The sequence below is a fragment of the Gilliamella sp. B14448G11 genome (genome assembly GCF_016101765.1).
GTDB lineage: Bacteria > Pseudomonadota > Gammaproteobacteria > Enterobacterales > Orbaceae > Gilliamella > Gilliamella apicola_N.
This window is the reverse complement of sequence record NZ_JACFPX010000011.1, coordinates 69,944-89,661: the sequence shown is the minus strand read 5'-3', so window position 1 is coordinate 89,661 and position 19,718 is coordinate 69,944. Positions and strand designations below refer to the sequence as shown.

General features: G+C 34.5%; 16 protein-coding genes and 1 riboswitch. Of the genes, 2 read left to right on the top strand and 14 right to left on the bottom strand.

Features of this window, described 5'->3' with window-relative positions; all coding sequences use genetic code 11:
• The 4 genes from H3S88_RS08760 to queD all read right to left on the bottom strand — a co-directional run.
• Positions 1–1,267, bottom strand: a 1,267-nt coding sequence (locus tag H3S88_RS08760) for a type VI secretion system Vgr family protein (RefSeq protein WP_198237268.1), incomplete at its 3' end; no start/stop codon positions are given.
• 1,479 nt (positions 1,268–2,746) lie between these two features.
• Positions 2,747–3,835, bottom strand: a complete 1,089-nt coding sequence (locus H3S88_RS08755; RefSeq protein ID WP_198228003.1) for a DUF1176 domain-containing protein — start codon at positions 3,833–3,835, stop codon at positions 2,747–2,749.
• A 110-nt stretch (positions 3,836–3,945) separates the two neighbouring features.
• Positions 3,946–4,560: a 7-carboxy-7-deazaguanine synthase QueE gene (locus H3S88_RS08750; RefSeq protein ID WP_198228005.1), complete on the bottom strand. Its 615-nt coding sequence runs from the start codon at positions 4,558–4,560 to the stop codon at positions 3,946–3,948.
• Positions 4,557–4,985 (bottom strand): 6-carboxytetrahydropterin synthase QueD, encoded by a 429-nt coding sequence (gene queD, locus H3S88_RS08745; protein WP_198228007.1) that lies wholly within the window; start codon positions 4,983–4,985, stop codon positions 4,557–4,559. Before queD ends, H3S88_RS08750 begins: the two co-directional genes overlap by 4 nt.
• A 3-nt stretch (positions 4,986–4,988) precedes the next feature.
• Positions 4,989–5,034: riboswitch (PreQ1 riboswitch) on the bottom strand.
• A gap of 285 nt (positions 5,035–5,319) precedes the next feature.
• Between queD and clpB the strand changes: the two genes are divergently transcribed.
• Positions 5,320–7,890, top strand: a complete 2,571-nt coding sequence (gene clpB / locus H3S88_RS08740; protein WP_198228009.1) for an ATP-dependent chaperone ClpB — start codon at positions 5,320–5,322, stop codon at positions 7,888–7,890.
• Positions 7,891–7,953: 63 nt separating this feature from the next.
• On the opposite strand, the gene H3S88_RS13360 is transcribed toward clpB, so the two are convergent.
• From H3S88_RS13360 to H3S88_RS08720, 4 genes are all read right to left on the bottom strand, one after another.
• Positions 7,954–8,340, bottom strand: coding sequence for an IS3 family transposase (locus H3S88_RS13360; RefSeq protein ID WP_255519205.1), 387 nt, complete (start codon positions 8,338–8,340; stop codon positions 7,954–7,956).
• An 87-nt stretch (positions 8,341–8,427) separates the two neighbouring features.
• Positions 8,428–8,565, bottom strand: a complete 138-nt coding sequence (locus H3S88_RS08730; protein ID WP_198228011.1) for a DeoR family transcriptional regulator — start codon at positions 8,563–8,565, stop codon at positions 8,428–8,430.
• Positions 8,555–9,691: a hypothetical protein gene (locus tag H3S88_RS08725; RefSeq protein WP_198228013.1), complete on the bottom strand. Its 1,137-nt coding sequence runs from the start codon at positions 9,689–9,691 to the stop codon at positions 8,555–8,557. Before H3S88_RS08725 ends, H3S88_RS08730 begins: the two co-directional genes overlap by 11 nt.
• A gap of 345 nt (positions 9,692–10,036) precedes the next feature.
• Positions 10,037–10,576: a methylated-DNA--[protein]-cysteine S-methyltransferase gene (locus tag H3S88_RS08720; RefSeq protein ID WP_198228015.1), complete on the bottom strand. Its 540-nt coding sequence runs from the start codon at positions 10,574–10,576 to the stop codon at positions 10,037–10,039.
• 173 nt (positions 10,577–10,749) lie between these two features.
• Between H3S88_RS08720 and H3S88_RS08715 the strand changes: the two genes are divergently transcribed.
• Positions 10,750–12,036 (top strand): MFS transporter, encoded by a 1,287-nt coding sequence (locus H3S88_RS08715; protein WP_232352548.1) that lies wholly within the window; start codon positions 10,750–10,752, stop codon positions 12,034–12,036.
• Between the two features lie 64 nt (positions 12,037–12,100).
• Here the strand turns inward: H3S88_RS08715 and H3S88_RS08710 are convergent, their stop codons facing one another.
• The 6 genes from H3S88_RS08710 to licT all read right to left on the bottom strand — a co-directional run bounded on the left by H3S88_RS08710 (position 12,101) and on the right by licT (position 19,645).
• On the bottom strand, positions 12,101–12,871 hold the full coding sequence (locus tag H3S88_RS08710; RefSeq protein WP_198228019.1) for a histidine phosphatase family protein: 771 nt from the start codon (positions 12,869–12,871) through the stop codon (positions 12,101–12,103).
• A gap of 15 nt (positions 12,872–12,886) precedes the next feature.
• On the bottom strand, positions 12,887–14,227 hold the full coding sequence (locus H3S88_RS08705; protein ID WP_198228021.1) for a hypothetical protein: 1,341 nt from the start codon (positions 14,225–14,227) through the stop codon (positions 12,887–12,889).
• A gap of 161 nt (positions 14,228–14,388) precedes the next feature.
• Positions 14,389–15,216: a histidine phosphatase family protein gene (locus tag H3S88_RS08700; protein ID WP_198228023.1), complete on the bottom strand. Its 828-nt coding sequence runs from the start codon at positions 15,214–15,216 to the stop codon at positions 14,389–14,391.
• Between the two features lie 82 nt (positions 15,217–15,298).
• Positions 15,299–16,690 carry a glycoside hydrolase family 1 protein gene (locus tag H3S88_RS08695; protein WP_198228024.1) on the bottom strand — a complete coding sequence of 464 codons (1,392 nt, stop codon included), beginning with the start codon at positions 16,688–16,690 and terminating at the stop codon, positions 15,299–15,301.
• Positions 16,691–16,693: 3 nt separating this feature from the next.
• A complete protein-coding gene (locus H3S88_RS08690; protein WP_198228026.1) occupies positions 16,694–18,598 on the bottom strand; it encodes a beta-glucoside-specific PTS transporter subunit IIABC in 1,905 nt (634 codons plus the stop codon).
• A 204-nt stretch (positions 18,599–18,802) separates the two neighbouring features.
• Complete coding sequence (licT, locus tag H3S88_RS08685; protein WP_198228028.1) at positions 18,803–19,645, bottom strand: BglG family transcription antiterminator LicT; 843 nt, start codon at positions 19,643–19,645, stop codon at positions 18,803–18,805.
• Positions 19,646–19,718: the final 73 nt, after the last annotated feature.

Below are 19,718 nucleotides of genomic sequence, written 5' to 3'. Positions count from 1 at the left end.
CACCACTTTCAACACCATTACTCGTATTACCAGAGTTAGTGCTAATATCACTGTTGTTATCGCGACTATTATCGTTATTATTGCCGTTACTGTCGCCGGTATCGATATCACCACTGTTTTCATCATCATCGTCATCATTATTATTGTTGGTGTCACTATCAATTCCATTATTGCTGTTACTATTACAATTTAATCCTTTATAGTGCTCATCATAACGGTAATCAGTGCCATAAGTGGTGTTATCTTTTTGTTGGCTGTTAACTTCACCCAGTAAATTCGCCTGCGCATCTCGGTAGTTATAATCTTGTACTTGTACCGAAGATTCCACCATCTGACTGTGTAAGGTTATATCCCAAACACTTTCAACACCGTTATCCAGTGTACCGCTCGGTTGTTTATACACAATATCAGCCACCTGCTGATAACCTTGCTCATAATCACTGATGACCAACACATCACAGTTGTGTTCACCATGCGTTTCAAACCGGAAATAGCCCCCCACATCAGCAAGCAGTCTTTGGATAAACTCAAGGTCACTCTCTTGCCATTGGGTAATAAACTCACGCTCAGGATATTGCTCTTTAAGTGCTAAACGATAATCAATCCCGGTATAACCATGACCACGTAAGACCTCTTCAACCACACTGATAACGCTTTGATTCTGAAAAATAGCACAGTTATGACTTAATGCCAGTTTGGCTAATTGCGAGGATAAGACAACCTGATAACGAGCTTCATCATTACTGACTGATAATTGACTGAACTGGGTAATCACACCATAAAGAGTGCGTGAGCTACCTTGAGATAATAGTGAATTTAACGGATTAAGCGGATTAAATTGGGTTAAAGAATTAAGTGAATCGAGTGGATTAGATTGTTTAAGATTATCTAACTGTTTTAATGGCTCAGAGTGTTTTAATGCATTTAATGGATTAGCCGAAGTTAAGGAATTAAGTGCATTAAGTCCTTGAGTTGCAAAGTCACTTAAACTACTAGAATTAGCGGGGTTAAAACTCAAACGGGCATTTTGATTAAGAAAGGATTCAACAGAAAGTTGTTTATCCGAGCTGGTGAAAGTAATCGTATAGTGCCAAGGCTGGTTAAGTTGCTCATTACCCTCAACCTGTAAAACTGAAACTTCAGCAGATAAACCATCAATATTTAACGTATAACGATTATGACCGACTCCGTTAACTAAACCTTGCTTTAAACCCCGACTTAAACCATTGCCCAATTGATTTACCAGATCGGCTAATCCTTTATCCATGTTATCCTCAATATATTTCATGTATATAGCAAATACAACTTTGTTTTACTGAACTATTTATTTATTATTATTTTTATCTGACCTGTTAATAATTATTATAAAAATTGCCAATAGTCAGTAAGGTGTTAAAATTAGCCAGATCTAAAAATAATCTAAAAAAGAATATAAAATACACTGTTTAGGGTATTTTGCAACCTTTTTTTTTAAAATTTTTAAATTCAAATTAGATGGATAACTTACTGATATTATTAATTATATTAATAAAATATCATTAAAAATTTGTTACTTAAACATGATCAAAAAAGGATTAGTAGAATTTGGCTTTTACAGATTTTTTATTGAGTATTTTGCACCGAATTTTTATTAAGATTTGTAACTAAAAAAACATTTTTACTGAAACATACCCATAACCTGAAACTTTTTGACAAACATAACCGACTGCACAATTACTGAAAAATACTGATAAACAATAAATAAAATTTTAATGTAATTGAATCTTTGGATTAACGTTAATTTAAAAAATTAATTATATTAATAATTTATAATTTATTTTGTAAAAAATATTCAGGAATGTATACCGTTTCATCATAAAGACACAATAATTCTAAATATGAATTACAATGATAAAAATAATTAGAATTTTATGACTTCTATAACTATTTTGTTTAGTGTTTTTTTTAATCATTAATCCTAAAAATTCATTTTACTGAAGCATCCCCATAACCTGAAACTTTTTGACAAACATAACCGACTGCACAATTACTGAAAAATACTGATAAACAATAAATAAGATTTTAATGTGATTGAATCTTTGGATTAACGTTAATTTAATAAATTAATTATATTAATAAGTTATAATTAGTTTTGTAAAAAATATTCAGGAGTGTATACCGTTTCATCATAAAGACACAATAATTCTAAATATGAATTACAATGATAAAAATAATTAGAATTTTATGCACCTCTATAACTATTTCGTTCAGTGTTTTTTTAATCATTAATCCTAAAAATTCATTTTACTGAAGCATACCCATAACCTGAAACTTTTTGACAAAAATAACGGACTGCACAATTACTGAAAAATATTCTTGTGAAAAATACTGATAAACAATAAATAAGATTTTAATGTGATTGAATCATTGGATTAACTTTAATTTAATAAATCAATTATATTAATAAGTTATAATTGATTTTGTAAAAAATATTCAGGAGTCTATACCATTTTACTTTTTATTGTTATCTGAATTTAATTTTAAGAATCGATAGGTTGATAAAAGACTTATAAGAGTTCATATTTTATGGCGCAGTCTCAATACCATTTAGAAGTGAATGCAGTATGATAAATAACTCGCCATGTATATAATCATCTTGTTTATAAGGTGAAATCCAAATCAAATATTAGGTGTAGACATAAAATTAAAATGGGATAGGGTTATGAATATTTTTTGCAAATTAAACCTAATATTAATTAATTTATGTCTATTTAGTTACAACCCGTGTAACCAAAATCGGTAGTCTCCATGTTCCACCAAGAAACCCGTTACATGAGCCAGTGGTGTTTTTTGCAGAAGGTACGAATTTACGCCCGTTCCATGTGAGTTCTTCATATATCCAACAGTCACCCAATCCTCGCATTTTACGGTCGCTTTTTATAACACCATTATTATATTCAGGAAATACATTGGTTACTACAAACTCAATTTTGTTATTGTTTATTTTTTCCTTAGGAATAACCCAATAAGCATCACTAAAATTATAAGCACCTCTTAAACACGAAGCTTTTAATAAATCGTTATTCTTATCTAATTTGTATAGATAAAAATGCGGTTTAAAGTTATCTTCTTCATCATCTAAATCATAAGAAAAACAGTCAGCTTCTTTTTCGTCACTATAGCGTGTTTTAAATTCAGGAAAAATTGCTATTACTTCGTCTAATGTTAGTTTTTTGCTTTCATCAGACTTAATTACAGTACCTTTTTTTATGACAGGAGCAGGTATTGGCTTATAAACATGATTTTCGCTTTTCTTACCTGATTTTATTATTGCACCAATTGTACCGATACGGCCTTGTACTTCATCCATTTTTAACATTACCGCATTATAGCCTATATCAAATAACTCCCAATATCTGTCGCCTTGCTTGAAAAAAATTTCATTATCAGTTTTTTTTAATACTCTAAGGAGTGCGCTTAATTGATGAGGTTTTAATTGATAAATAGAATTGGGTTTCTTTATTAGTGTACCCAAGTCTTTATTATTAATAACTAGGCTGATTGGGTGATTCTTTAGTATTTGCTCTTTTTTGTCATCGTCTTCATATTTATAAGATTCGTATTTAAAATAACCACCAGTAATAGGTTGATTTGCACCAGCTTTGCGCTCGAGTAGAATTGATATATGACTATCACCATCATCTAACTCTCTACCAAAACCTGCCACACGACAAGTCAAAGTATTATCACAAACCATTTCCCAATTTATATAGTAAAACTCAACTGCCGTATTGGCATACGCGTAATGAACCAATGTGAATAAAAAAAATAATCCGACTAAAATACGATTAAACATAAACATCACCCAAAGAATATTGGACAATAATAAAGCTAACCAATTAAAATTTAAAGCATAATTTATAGATTGAATTGATTTTTTTATATTTGGCAGTTAATTAAAAAAGATTACTCTATATTTGCAAACTTGTGCGTTTGAATACTGAGTAGCCACTTGTTGTCGTTGCGGTTTTGGTTAATTTTGCCAAGTAATTCAATTGTTTCAAACATATTAAATTCACCCTTTTTTTCGCAAGGGGAAAGATAATAACGTTTTGCTTGAATATTTTGTTCAATATATTGGCAAAAAGGAAGAAAGTCCACATGATTTTCGGCAACAATTCGCACTTCACTTGCAGTCGGTTGTACGATTTTTTGATATCGTGCTTGATAGCAGAATTTAGGGCTAAGGGCGATATAGTCAATTAGAGGATCGACTTTACCTAATCCATTACTTTCAATAGCAATATAGTAACCAGCCTGTTTTAGTGGTAAAAGTAACTCTGGTAGCGCTTTAACCATAGTTGGTTCACCACCGGTAATAATGATGTTTTTGCTTGTATATTGTTTAACTTTCGTCAATAACTGTTCTAATGTAAAACGGGTGTATTGGCGAAAGTTAGTATCGCACCAAACGCAATTTAAATTACAACCAGCAAAACGAATAAAAATAGCAGGCATGCCTGTATTGTAACCTTCGCCCTGTAATGATTCGAAGATTTCAACAATGCGAAATTCTGTCATTTTTCGCTCCGATGATACTCGCAGTAAGACGTTGGGGTTTCCCAGAGTTTGATCATTGAAATAGGTAAATATTGTGACAGACAATCAAAAATAAATTTACTCATACCTTCGGCAGTTGTACGACAAGGAAAGGCGTAAATTTTGCGATTCATCTCTTTTAATAATGAAGCAATACGGCACTCATTAGGATTATTTTGATTATATAGATAAGCATGATCGAGAGGATCAACAATATGCTGTTTCACTATTGCTTTTAAATCAGCATAATCCATCACCATATCAGCGCTAGAACCGTTATCTATTAGATCACCTTCAATTTCGACTAATAAGCGATAAGTATGACCGTGCAGGTTGTGACATTTTTTGTTGTGCCCGTCTAACATATGACAAGCATCGAATTGAAATTCTTTAGCAATTTTGAACATGTATCATTCCTAGTTTTTTTTCGTGGGATGGATTACGAACCACGGTTAGACCACCTAACAAAATAGAGCGGCTAATATAATGGATTAATGCTTAATTGTCATCTTACAATTGTTATTCCGAGCAATATTTATTACACTAACGGTGTAAAATTGAACGTTTATATTTTGCTTATTTCAACAACAGAATATAAATTAATTTTATTGTCGATTTTTTGTAAAAAATTTTCATAAAAAACTCTTGAAATTTATCTTTCCACACTCATTTAGTAACCATGCAAATGGTTTATCTGCTTAAAGCATTTAAGCCAAATCTATTGCTCAGGAGATAGTTAATATGAGGTTAGATAAACTCACTAATAAATTCCAACAAGCTTTAGCTGATGCACAATCATTAGCATTAGGTAAAGATAATCAATATATAGAACCAGTCCATGTTTTATCCGCTATGCTTAATCAAGAAGGTAGCAGTGTCAAGCCTTTACTGGCAGCGGCTGGTGCTAATGTAGCAATGTTACAGCAAGAATTAAATCAAGCTATTGATCGATTGCCACAAGTTCAAGGCGTGGGTGGTGAAGTTATTCCATCACAAGAATTTGTCCGCGTTTTAAATCTTTGTGACAAATTAGCACAAAAAAATGGCGATAGTTATATCTCGTCTGAACTCTTTATCTTAGCGGCTTTAGACGAAAAGGGTAGTCTTAGTGATATTCTTAAAAAATCAGGGATCACAAAAGACAGATTAAATCAGGCCGTAAGTCAAGTAAGAGGAAGTGATAACGTGAACGATGCCAATGCCGAAGATCAACGTGGTGCGTTGAAAAAATATACCATTGATTTAACCGAGCGTGCTGAACAAGGTAAGCTCGATCCAGTGATTGGGCGTGATGAAGAAATTCGTCGTACAATTCAAGTATTACAACGTCGTACTAAAAATAATCCAGTGTTAATTGGTGAGCCTGGTGTGGGTAAAACAGCAATTGTTGAAGGACTTGCACAACGTATTGTAAACCGTGAAGTACCAGAAGGATTACGTAATAAGCGCGTATTGTCTTTAGATATGGGTGCTTTAATTGCTGGCGCTAAATATCGAGGTGAATTTGAAGAACGCTTAAAAGCCGTTTTAAAAGATTTAGCCAAAGAAGAAGGGCGCATTATTTTATTTATTGATGAAATCCATACCATGGTCGGTGCAGGTAAAAGCGATGGTGCAATGGATGCAGGTAATATGTTAAAACCTGCATTAGCCCGCGGTGAATTACATTGTGTTGGCGCAACAACGTTAGATGAATACCGTCAATATATTGAAAAAGATCCCGCTTTAGAGCGTCGATTCCAAAAAGTGTATGTGGCTGAACCAACTGTTGAAGACACCATTGCTATCTTGCGTGGTTTAAAAGAACGTTATGAATTACATCACCATGTACAAATTACCGATCCGGCAATTGTGGCGGCAGCAACGTTATCGCATCGTTATATTTCCGATCGTATGCTTCCTGATAAAGCCATTGACTTAATTGATGAAGCTGCATCAAGTATTCGTATGCAAATGGATTCAAAACCCGAATCCTTAGATCGACTTGAACGCCGTATTATTCAGCTCAAACTTGAGCAACAAGCGCTTAAAAAAGAGTCTGATGATGCGAGTAAAAAACGACTAGAGATGCTAAACGATGAACTTGCTGAGAAAGAAAAAGAGTATGCGTCACTTGAAGAAGAGTGGAAGTCAGAGAAGGCTGCTGTTTCTGGTACTCAGACAATCAAAGCTGAGTTGGAAAAAGCACGAACTGAAATAGAACAAGCTCGTCGTGCTGGTGATCTTAATAAAATGTCAGAGCTTCAATATGGCAAAATACCAGAACTCGAGAAAAGACTAGCATCAGCAACACAGCTTGAAGGCAAGACGATGAAGTTATTGCGTAATAAAGTCACCGATAACGAGATTGCCGAAGTATTATCTAAAGCAACCGGTATTCCTGTTTCAAGAATGCTGGAAAGTGAAAAAGATAAATTATTACATATGGAAGATGCGTTACATAAACGTGTGATTGGTCAAGACGAAGCCGTTGTTGCGGTAGCTAATGCGATTCGTCGTAGTCGAGCAGGATTGTCTGATCCAAATAAACCAATTGGCTCTTTCTTGTTCTTGGGTCCAACGGGCGTTGGTAAAACTGAACTTTGTAAGGCTTTGGCTAACTTTATGTTTGATAGCGAAGATGCAATGGTCAGAATCGATATGTCCGAGTTTATGGAAAAGCACTCTGTAGCACGTTTAATTGGTGCGCCTCCGGGATATGTAGGATATGAAGAGGGCGGTTATTTGACTGAAGCCGTAAGACGTCGTCCTTATTCAGTCATTTTGTTGGATGAAGTCGAAAAAGCACATCCTGATGTCTTTAATATTTTATTACAAGTATTAGATGATGGACGCTTAACCGATGGACAAGGGCGTACGGTTGATTTTCGTAATACCGTTATTATCATGACATCTAATTTAGGTTCAGATTTGATTCAAGGTCAAATTGAGTTAAGTTATGATGAAATGAAAGCGTTAGTAATGACGGTTGTAACTAAACACTTTAGACCAGAATTCATTAATCGTATTGATGAAACGGTGGTATTCCATCCTCTTGGTCAAGAAAATATCAAAGCGATTGCGAAAATTCAATTAGCGCACGTTGAAAAACGCTTAGATGACCGTGGTTACCAATTGGATATTTCTGATGCTGCGTTAGAACAACTTGCTAAAGTTGGTTTCGATCCAATTTATGGTGCAAGACCGTTAAAACGAGCAATACAACAAGAGATTGAAAATCCATTAGCGCAACAAATATTATCTGGTAAGTTAGTTCCAGGTAAAACCATTCATCTTGATTTACAAGGTGATGAAATTGTAGCTAAACAGTAATATTCTTATCACTTGAAAAAACGACCTTAATATGAAGTGACCCCATAAAGTTGGACACTTTTATTAAGCGGCTTGTAAGGCCTGATTTCGATATTCAACCGGAGTCAGGCCTTTTAATTTGGCTTTAATTCGTTTGGTGTTGTAGTATTCTATATAGGTTTGATCAAAAACCATATTATGTATTTGATTTACAGTCTCAGAACCCATAGTACTGCCAGTTTGCGGGTTTATTTTACCGCCAAGTAATATCAATTCGCCATTAGTGCGACTACTGAGTAATGATGCTATTTGCGGTAAATTGGTGACAACGGTTAATTCTAGGTCACTAGGGATATATTCTGCCATGGCTAAATAAGTGGAACCTGCATCAATAAAAATACACGTGTTCGCTTTGATTAACTCAGCACAATGCTTGGCGACGGATGACTTTTCGGCAACACTTTGTGTCATTCTTGTTTCAAAGCTTGCTGATTGTTTTAAATGACTGACTGCACCACCGTATACTCTTTTGCAGATTCCATCTTGCGCCAGTTTTTGTTAATCTCGACGAATGGTATGCTCTGAAACACCCAATAATTTAATCAAATCTGCGCTTACGACTCTTCCATTTTCGTTTAACAACTGTTGAATATAAGATTGTCGTTGTTTAGGAATTGCATCGTAATCAATCATCATCTATAACTCCATCGACTAATTTACCTTTATCCCAAGCCATATTCTTGTGATATATATTGTCTTCGCCTATATAGTGTGGATTTTCAAAATCGATATTATTTCGTTTTAATAAGCAGGCATTGTATTCATTTTCGGTACATTGACGGCTTACGTTAGTATTAAAATGATGTGTCTGGCATTGATTTTTTTTATGAATATAGTGTTTATTCCTATAGTGATAAACACTATCAATTTGGATCATAATTTTTTGCTCATTTTCGTCATAATCATAACATTTTTTTGTGCCAGTTGCTGATTTGTCTTTGTTATTGAAGTAGAGGTCACTTCCCCACAAGTTTGTCGCTTTGAACTTACCGTTGTCATTGAGATAATAGTCATAGTTATCCCCCAATCTGGTATTAGAATGATACTTTTTAATGGCTAAATCAGGTGCACCATCAAAGTTAATATCTTGCATGATAATACTGTTAAATTTGTTGTAACTGTAATTTAAATTTTGTATTTGTTGCAGTAGTTTATGATTTTTTTTATTGTAAACATTAATACCAACTAACTTAATTTTATCGTTTTTCTGCTTTGACAAAACAGCCGTAAAATAGAGCTTGTCTAGAGATTCTAATTGTAATAACTCAATCTGATTAAATTCTGTATTAGGTTGGTCATTGATTACCAATTGTTTGTGTAATACTACGGAGTATTGTTGATGATTTTTTCCATCGAACCAATAACCATTTAATGTTTCAGGCAAAAATTTTTGGTCTTCAGCTTGTCCAATGTGCATGTTAATAAATTTAAAATAGTGACTTGAATCTTTAACTTTTATTTTATGCGCAATATTATCGAGATAGATATCTTGATTATCATATAAAACTAAACGGTTAGGATGATCGTCTTCAGTACATGAGCGAATATATTCACATTCAGTAGATAAAATATTAAGTTGTAGTTCAGGATCATTTTGATAAACCCAAACCCCTTTATTAACCTGATGTTTATTAACTTCATTTAATGAGGTTTCTAAATATAACCTAATTGGGTTGTCAGCAATGTAACCTTTATAAACATAAATAGAACTTAATGCAGGGAAAGATAGTATTAATAATAAGCTGAGCAGTAAATTTCTCATTTTATTCGGTTATTGATTGATTATTCTATTTTTTAACTATGCCACAGTATAATGTCTTAAGTGATTTTGTACAGTTAAATTCAAAGGTTAAATGCTAATGGTGATAGCCTAAGCTATAATCATCTCTTTTATTCTACTGATTACTATGTTTTATATCATTTATTGATGGATGTTAATTGTTGACAATACCAACTTAAGTCGAATTCTAAACAATTGTAAATATCTAATAATTTATTTATATCTTTAAATATTTAATCAGCAATAATGCATGTTTTCAGCAATTTCAGCCAAACTGATTGATTATCTTATGTTAATAAAATAGTTCAGACTAATCTTTTTAATTAGTTAAAGTGCCGTTCCTCTTGTTGGAATAACAAATTGAGAAGTATCTATATTTTCCAGTTTAAGCAAGGCAATTTTTTTATCAATTCCGCCTGCATACCCAGTCAAATTACCTTTAGCCCCAATTACGCGATGGCACGGAATGATGATTGATATTGGATTATGACCAACTGCCCCACCAACAGCTTGGCTAGACATGCTTGCGGTATTGGTTTTTTGCATGATCTGTTTTGCGATGTCGCCATAGGTAATCACTTGACCATAAGGAATTTGGCATAAAATATCCCAAACTAAATGTCGAAAAGGAGTACCCTGTGGCGCTAAGGGTAGTGTTTCAATAGTCAGTTTTTTACCATTAAAGTAGTCATCAAGCCATAATTTAGTCTTGTTAAAGATGGGTAGATTGGGTTGATATTGTTTTTGGGCATCTACGATTTGCCCAAAATATTTTTGACCTTCGATCCAAACCCCAACCAATTTATTTTGCTGACTAGCAAGCGTGATTAATCCCATTGGTGAACAATAGGTGTCTAGATAAAACATAGCTATCCTTATTAGGTAAATTATTAGGTAAAGATGCATAAATTCTATTATAGCGACTTCTTATATTATGCCTATGGTTATTACTTTTTTTATTGAATATGTAAAAAGTATTAACTCTGACTATAATGTCTTTAACGACTTTTAAAATAACAATAATGTTGAAAGGATGGATTATGGATTCAAACACTAAACCTGCTAACTCGATGTCTCGTGTTGCTTTAGCTAGTTTTATCGGCACAGCGATTGAGTTTTATGACTTTTATATTTATGCAACAGCCGCTGCCTTAGTTATTGGACCGGTATTTTTCCCTGACAGTTCGCTATCTGCTCAGGCGTTACAATCGTTTGCTACTTTTGGTATAGCCTTTGTTGCCCGTCCAATTGGCGCCATTTTATTTGGGCACTTTGGTGACAAAATAGGGCGTAAGTCTACCTTGGTGTTTTCTCTTATATTAATGGGTGTGGCAACGGCCGGAATTGGATTATTACCTAGCTATAATGCTATTGGTTTTTGGGCGCCGTTTTTGCTGTGTATTTTAAGACTTGCACAAGGATTAGGGCTGGGTGGTGAGTGGGGTGGGGCAGCATTGCTGGCAACTGAAAATGCTCCACAAAATAAGCGAGCATTGTTTGGCATGTTTCCTCAGTTAGGACCATCGATTGGTTTTTTATTATCTAATGGTGTGTTTTTGTTGGTCACTTTATCACTCTCCAATGAACAATTTTTACAATGGGGATGGCGAATTCCGTTTTTATTAAGTGCAGTATTGGTGATTATTGGTTTATATGTGCGTTTAAAATTGGTTGAAAGTCCCATTTTTGCCAACGCATTGCGCAGCAAACAGCAAGTTAAAGTTCCTGCGTTTAACATCTTTGTTCATCATTGGAAAGCTTTGGCGTTAGGTTCATTTTCAATGGTAGGTTGTTATACTTTATTTTATATAACTACTGCATTTTTATTGCAATATGGCACTAAATATCTGGGTATTGCTAAAGGTCATTTTTTAGGTTTTTTATGTGTTGCTATTGTCTTTATGGCGATAGCGACTCCAATTTCTGCACGCTTAAGTGATAAATATGGGCGTAAACCTGTGCTTGTTATTGGCTTGTTATTCGTCGCATTATCAGGCACCGTTATGACGCAGTTTATGGCAAGTGGTTCAGAATTATTGGTCTTGATCTATTTATCTCTTGAGCTGTTTTTAATGGGCATGGTGTTTGCCCCTATGGGCGCCTTTTTGCCCGAAATCTTTCCAACCAATGTCCGTTATACGGGGTCTTCGGCCGCTTACAGTATTGGCGGTATTTTAGGGGCGTCTATTGCACCTATTATAGCCAATTATTTGGTAGCAAATGGTGATTTATCTTGGGTGGGGTATTATGTTGCTGTTGCTTCAATCATCAGTATTTGTGCAACATTACTCATAAAAGAGACTTTAAACAGTGACTTTACTCAATAGTGATTAAAAATAAAAAGACTCACCTTGGTGAGTCTTTTTTTATGGTATTTAGTTCTTGTTACAATTATTTGCCAAGCGCTTTACCTTTTTCGACATAGCTCATATCACCTAAACTTTCGACAATAAATTTACCGTCATCAGTATATCGAATTTTAGTAACACTTGCGTTACCTAATCCACCTTTGACTGGTGTATCAAGCCATTCTTCAACCATGGCTGTGATCGCCATGCCGTGTGATACCACTAGCACATCACCACCACCATTAGCTTTGGCTGATTCAGCAATTACTTTTAATGCAGCTTGCATACGAGTTTTTACTTTGTTGTAGTCTTCTGCTTCACCAGATTTTTCAACTGCGGCAATGGCATCCATAATTTTGTTTAATCTGATTTTACCTTTTCCAAAATCTTCCATTAATTCTTCATGGCCTGAATAGCCTAAATATTTACCTGCAGGTCCCCACATATTAGGATCAAGATCACCTTCATATTCACCAAAGCATGTTTCGCGAAGCGCTTCCATTTCGTTAATTGGTAGTGATTGACCTTTTGACTCTAAAACAATGCGAGCAGTTTGGCGAGCACGACCTAAATCGCTTGAATAAGCAGCAATAAAGTTCACATCTTTTAGGCCTCGTCCTAATTGCTCAGCAACTTCGATTCCTGGTTTGGTTAATGGAGTATCTGACCAACCTTGTGCACGGTGGACGTTATTGAACATGGTTCTACCATGGCGAGTTACATATAAATTCACATCCGCAGCAAACGTTTGAGCAATTGAAGCGGAAAGAATTACGGATAAGCTGACAAGCTTAATAAATTTTTTGATTTTCATAGTTTCGTCCTTTTGTTATAACAAATTAAATCGATAATCAATAACGGTTTCTGCAGATAATGATGGTGAACGCTGAGCACGACCATCTCTTAATTTTGGTGTAATATCTCTAGTGCTCAAAGTTTTATAAGACCAACCATAACCAAATTTTGCCAGAATCGATAGATTTTTAAATGTTCCACTGGAAGGTTTCCAGAAGTTGAACACATTTATTTCTCCATTTTTTAGGGTTTCGTGTTTATAGTTAAATTCACTATAGTTTAGGAATAAACCTGTGGTATTATCTTTAAATAAATCATAACTTAATATGCTTGAGAATACTAGTTCCCCATCACGCATATAGTCGGCACCTGTAGCTGCCATGCCGTTATAGCGCCCACGATTATTTCTACCTAGATGACGTCCATAATAACCTATAGCGCCTTTGCGATTAGCATCGGTATAAGCAATACCAAACTTGGCGCTCCATTTAGATTCTTTCCACTCAATGTCCGCGCCATAATGCCAAGCTGAATCATCAAAATCGCGAACATTCGCTTTCATTTTGTCATGATTTTTAAGCGCGGTGCTACCATAAATTTGTGAACCTAAGGTAAGTTTTTCTGTTGGTTTATAGGAAAATTCAATTGCATGACGTTTAATATAATCTTTCGCCTCACCATATGAATAATCAATATTGATGGTTTTATCTTTATAGGCAATACCAGCTGATTTAATATTGTCAATTACGTAATTTCTGTCTAAGCTATAAAAATGCACTTTTTGGGATGATTCACGCGGAAAGGCACTGTCAATATAGACTAATGATAATGCTAAATTAGAATACTTAAATACACCACTGTAACCTAAATAACTATAACGAGTTAAATGTTGTGATGAACTCATGACACCCGTATCTTTTAAACTATGCCAACCCGCTTTACCATTAAAATTAACTTCTTCATTGCCCAGCTTGATTTTAGCATAGCGTTGAGTAAATTTATTAAATCCATGGGCATTGTGTTTATTCGGCTGCCTACCAACGTTATAGAGTAAATTACGAGTTGCAAAGTAGTCACTCGCTCCAAGTTTTATTACGTTGTCGTAAGTGAAGTCAAAACCAAGTGTATCAAATAAATAACCAGATTTATAATTAAACGTAAATGCTTCCCCCCATGCACTATGAACTTCCTTAGGTTGAGATGCATTTTCTTTTAAATATTTCCAATGGTTACGTGTTGAAAATTCAAATTTACTATCTTTAAAAAATGTTTCATCAGATAGGGATTTGGGTTGATAATGATAAGATGATTCACTAGCAAATACGGCATAACTGTTTATACTCAATAGTGCCAATGTTAGATATTTGATTTTCATTGTTGTTTTCCTAACTGTTTATCCTAATTTAAAAATGTTTGGTATTTATGGGGCTTTTACTTTTACTAAACATTTAGGTTTTGTCTGCAAAAGCAGTAACAATCCTATCTTTCCACTTTAATTGTTTTTTAGTTATTGATTGTTTCCTCCATCCTTATTACTTATTTATTTAAAGATAATTTACCTAAATTCACATACTCCATATTGCCAATTTCAACGACATTGTATTTACCATTTTGGTAAACGATTTTAACGACAGTTGCATTAGATAATGGTTTATTTTTAATTGGATCATCGGTGAGATCGGAAATCATGACTTGCATTGACATGCCAGATGAAATCGCCAAAATATTTTTTTGATGTTTCTCTTGTGCCGTTTTTATAATGGTATTGAGTGCATTTTGAGTACGCTCTTTAACTTGTTCAAAGTTTTCCGCTTCATGTTTAGGATCACTTTTCGCAATAGCATCTGTAAGTGCTGCCACTGGAATTTGACCATTTACATAGCTTTTATAGAAGTTATTAACTGATTTATAGCCAAGTGACTTCATTGAAGCAGAGACCATTTTTGCGTTGGTGCCGCCTTCAAACCCACCATAAAAGACTTCACGTAATCCTTTGAGTTCTTGAATTTGATAATCTTGGACGCCTATTTGTTGTAATAGTACTTGCATGGTTTCACGTTGACGTCCCGCATCGCTGGTGTAATAGGCATCAAATTGGATTTGCTTATCTTTAAATCCTTCTCCTAAATAACGCGCAACTTCAATCCCTTTATCGGTTAATGGTGAATCCGCCCAACCTTGTACTAAATCATAGGTATTGAATAAGGTTTTACCGTGACGTGCAAAATAGATGGTAATCTCTTCATTATTGTTGATTTCGTTATCAATTGACACTTTACTTGATGGGGAGCTGCATCCAGTTGTAAGTGTTGTTAGAACTAATAGTCCGATGGTTAATGCTTTTTTTATTGTTTTATTTTTCATTGTTAGACTCGTATCGCATAAATTATTGGTATGCTAAATCAATTAGCAGGTAAGTATAATTAATCACTTACCCGCATCATTATTATTTCAAATTCGCCCCTTTGGATGAAATTACTGATTTATACCAATAAAAACTTTTCTTTTTATAACGCGTTAAAGTGCCTGTTCCATCTTGATTTAAATCGACATAGATAAATCCATAACGTTTAGTTACTTCCGCTTTTGAAGCACTGATTAAGTCAATTGGTCCCCAACTGGTATAGCCCATCACTTCAACACCATCGTTGATTGCTTCGCGCACTTGCACTAGGTGATCGTTCATATAATTAATACGGTAATCATCATTGATGGTGCCATCAGCCTCTAATTTGTCTTTAGCGCCTAGACCATTTTCAACAATAAATAATGGTTTTTGGAAACGCTCATAGAGCATATTAAGTAGATAACGGATGCCGATAGGATCGATTTGCCAACCCCATTCCGATGCTTTTAGATATGGATTTGGCACCATATCCAAGATATTACCTTTTTGGCGTAAAGAATCATCTGCGGTACCACAGCAGCTCATATAGTAACTGAATGAGATAAAATCGATGGTTTCTTTTAGATCTTCACGATCTTGATCCGTAATTTCTAACTCAATATTGTTCTCTTTAAAATAACGAGTCATATAAGTAGGATAATAACCACGAGCTTGCACATCACCAAAGAATAACCAGCCATGGTTTTCTTGTAAGGTTGCCCAAACATCTTCAGGTTTTGGCGTGAGTGGATAAGCCAGTGCACCTAGTAGCATATTGCCAATTTTGGCATCAGGAATAATTTGATGACACAATTTTACAGCTCGGCTACTCGCAACAAGTTGATGATGAATCGCTTGATAAATTTGTGCTTTAGTACTGTTTCTATCAAGACCAACACCTGTGAACGGCTCATGTAGAGACATATTAATTTCATTGAACGTTAACCAATGTTTTACTTTATCTTTATAGCGTTCAAAGACTGTTTTAGCATAACGGGTGAAGAATTCAATTACCTTTCGATCGCCCCAACCGCCATATTGAGTGACTAAATAATAGGGCATCTCATAGTGAGATAATGTGACCAATGGCGTGATGTTATGTTTGAGCATTTCATCAAATAATTTGTCATAAAAAGCAAGACCAGCTTCATTTGGCTCTAGTTCATCACCGTTCGGGAAAATACGCGTCCATGCAATGGATGTACGTAGGCAGGTAAAACCCATTTCAGCAAATAAAGAGATGTCTTCTGGGTAGCGATGATAAAAATCGATCGCGCGATCTTTAATACTAGTAATATCGTTTTTATTACGGTCTACAATGTCGCCAAATAAGCCATTTGGCGTACAATCCGATGTGGATAAGCCTTTACCGCCTTCTCGGTATGCGCCTTCAACTTGGTTGGCAGCAATTGCGCCGCCCCATAAAAAATCACTAGGAAATAGTTTAGACATGTATTACTCCTTATTTTCGGATTTGTTTAATGCTAGTAATGCATCGCCAGATTGAATATCATCTTGCATAAAAATAGTTTGCACATCTTTATAGTCATCACTGTTAGTTATGATTATTGGGGTAGTGACTTCAAATCCAGCTTGTTTAATGGCCTCAATATCAAAGCTGACTAATAGATCGCCTTTTTTAACTTTACTACCCGCTTCAACGTGTGCTTCAAAATGTTGTCCATCTAATTTAACGGTGTCGATACCGATATGGATGAGTATTTCAGCGCCTGTATCAGTTACAAATCCAATAGCATGTTTGGTTCTAAATAGAGATACCACTTCTCCGTCTTCTGGTGCTAATGCTTGACCAATTGTTGGGATGATTGCCGAACCTTTACCCATTAGTTCACCAGCAAAAGTAGGATCATTAACTTGAGTTAATGGAATCACTTTACCTGTCATTGGGCTTGAAATAGTGATAGTGTCGACTTGTTTAACTTCATCGGTTTGTTTTTTATCTTCATTTTTTTGAGTTTGATTTTCATCGGCTGCTTTTTTATCTTTTGGTATACCAAACAGGTAAGTTACCGTTGTAGAAACACCGAATGAAATGAGAGAACCAAATACCACCGCATAGAATCTTTCATCAATTCCAGTTGGCGGAATTAATTGTAAGAATGAGAAAATACTAATAAAGCTGAATGAATAGATAACCGAATGGTAATAACCAACAATACCACCGCCAATCATTGCTGAGATACAGCCGATCACAAATGGGCGTTTTAATGGTAGATTAATTCCATAGATAGCTGGTTCTGTTACACCAAAAATGCCTGATAATACCGACGAACTGGCTAACGCTTTCATTTGTGGGTCTTTACTGCGTAACATGACCGCTAATACTGCACCGACTTGCGCAAATACTGCAGGGAACAAAATAGGCATCATAAAATCTTCGTTGTAAAGGGTAAAATTGTTCATTGCAAATGGTACCATCCCCCAGTGAATTCCAAAAATAACCATTACTTGCCAAAGTCCGGCTAAAATCATCGATGCAACTACTGAGTTAAGTTGATAAACGTAGATGATACCAGCAGCCACAATATCACTTAAAAATGATACAACTGGACCAATAACGGCAAACGTTAATGGTACGGTAATGATGATACCCAGCAATGGTGCAATGAATTTTTTAAATGAATCATGCATAATCTTGTTAAAATTACGTTCTAATAACGAATAGAACCAGCTAGCGATAATGATAGGGAACACTGACGATGCATAAGGAATCAATTTAATAGGTATCATAAATAATGAAGTTTGTATTTCAAATGCACCACCTAGCATGCCAACAATATTGGGATGAACTAATGCTCCACCTAATGCCATACCAACGTAAGGATTTCCGCCAAACTTTTTAACAGCTGAAAAACCTAAAATGACCGGTAAATAGTAAAATGGCGCATCCGCAATTGCGAACAAGAAGTTATAAGTTGGAGAACCCTCATAGACAATGTTTTCAACTTGCAATAAAGCGATTATCCCCTTAAAAATACCTCCGGCGACGATTACAACTAACGCAGGAATAAATATACCGGAAACTAAATCAATTAGTTTTGAAAAAACTCCCATTTTTTTATCAGGGGCAGCATTGGTTGTATTATTTTCATTAAGATTGGTTAATTGCATTATGTCACTGAATACATCGGCAACATGATTGCCAATTACTACTTGAAATTGTCCACCGCTTTTTACTACAGTAATCACACCTTTTTGTTTTTTGAGTGATTCTGCATCAGCTTTACTGTCATCTTTTAATACAAAACGTAAACGAGTAGCACAATGAACTAGACTTGTGATATTGTCTTTTCCACCAACTTTATTAATGATTGATTCGGCAAGTTCTTTGTTTTTCATTCCTTATCCTTATTTGTTTAACGCTTAAATAGCGCAAAAAAAAACCTAGATCTCTTATTATCAAGAGATCTAGGTTTTGCTTACATAGTAATAATTTACTATGCAATAACAATCCAGTAAATGAGATGTTTAGATTAGCATAATTTTTTATGGCATGGTATGACTTCTCAGACTGTGATTAATAAATTGTGATATATCTCACATTTATGGTTTTTTTAATTCAGTTCTCAACCGTTCTATATGAATAGTTAAGTATAAACTTTCATCATCAGTAAGTGGGTGTTGATATTGTTGAATCAGATGTAAATCAATTTGCTTAGTGCATAAGTAAGCTTGATCATATTTTTGGCGAACAATTTCGTATAGTGAAGAATCTTGTTGCGTTTGTGTTCCTTTACTTAATATTCGTTGCGCAAAAAATTTTAAATGTGTTACAAATCGTTGGTAAGATAGGCAATCTTCATCATATTCAATGCTGAAATGATATTTAACAATATTAAGTATTTCGCGCATGATTTTGGTCATATTGACAATATTGGGCATGGTGCCATTTAGTTGTGCATTAATAATATGAAAGGTAATAAAGCCTGCTTCATCTTCTGGTAGTTCTATACCAAGGCGTTTTTTAATGACGGATAATGCATAAAGACCAATTTGGAACTCTTTCGGATAGAATTTCTTGATTTCCCATAAAAAGCCATTAGGAATATCAAATCCTTGCTTGTGGCGTTCAATAGCAAAATGGATGTGATCAGTAAGTGAAATATAAATACTGTCTTGCAGTTTACTTTCCATAAATTCTTTAGCATGATTGATTATAATTTGAGAAGTGGTTAACACCTCCAAAGGAATTTCAGAAAGTAATTCATTAAATTTAGGCAATATATCTTTGTTATCTAAAGAAAATTGTTTTTCGATCAGATTGATATCGATTAAATCACCTTCGCGTTTTTTAAAACCAATACCTCGCCCAGTAAGGATTAACTCTTTTCCTTTATCATCCAGTGTAACAATTACATTATTATTTAATATTTTATGAACTTTCATTAAATTAAGGATAATTTTTAATTTTTTTTATTATGAATAGCTAAATAAAAATGAAAAGCAAAAAATTAAAAAA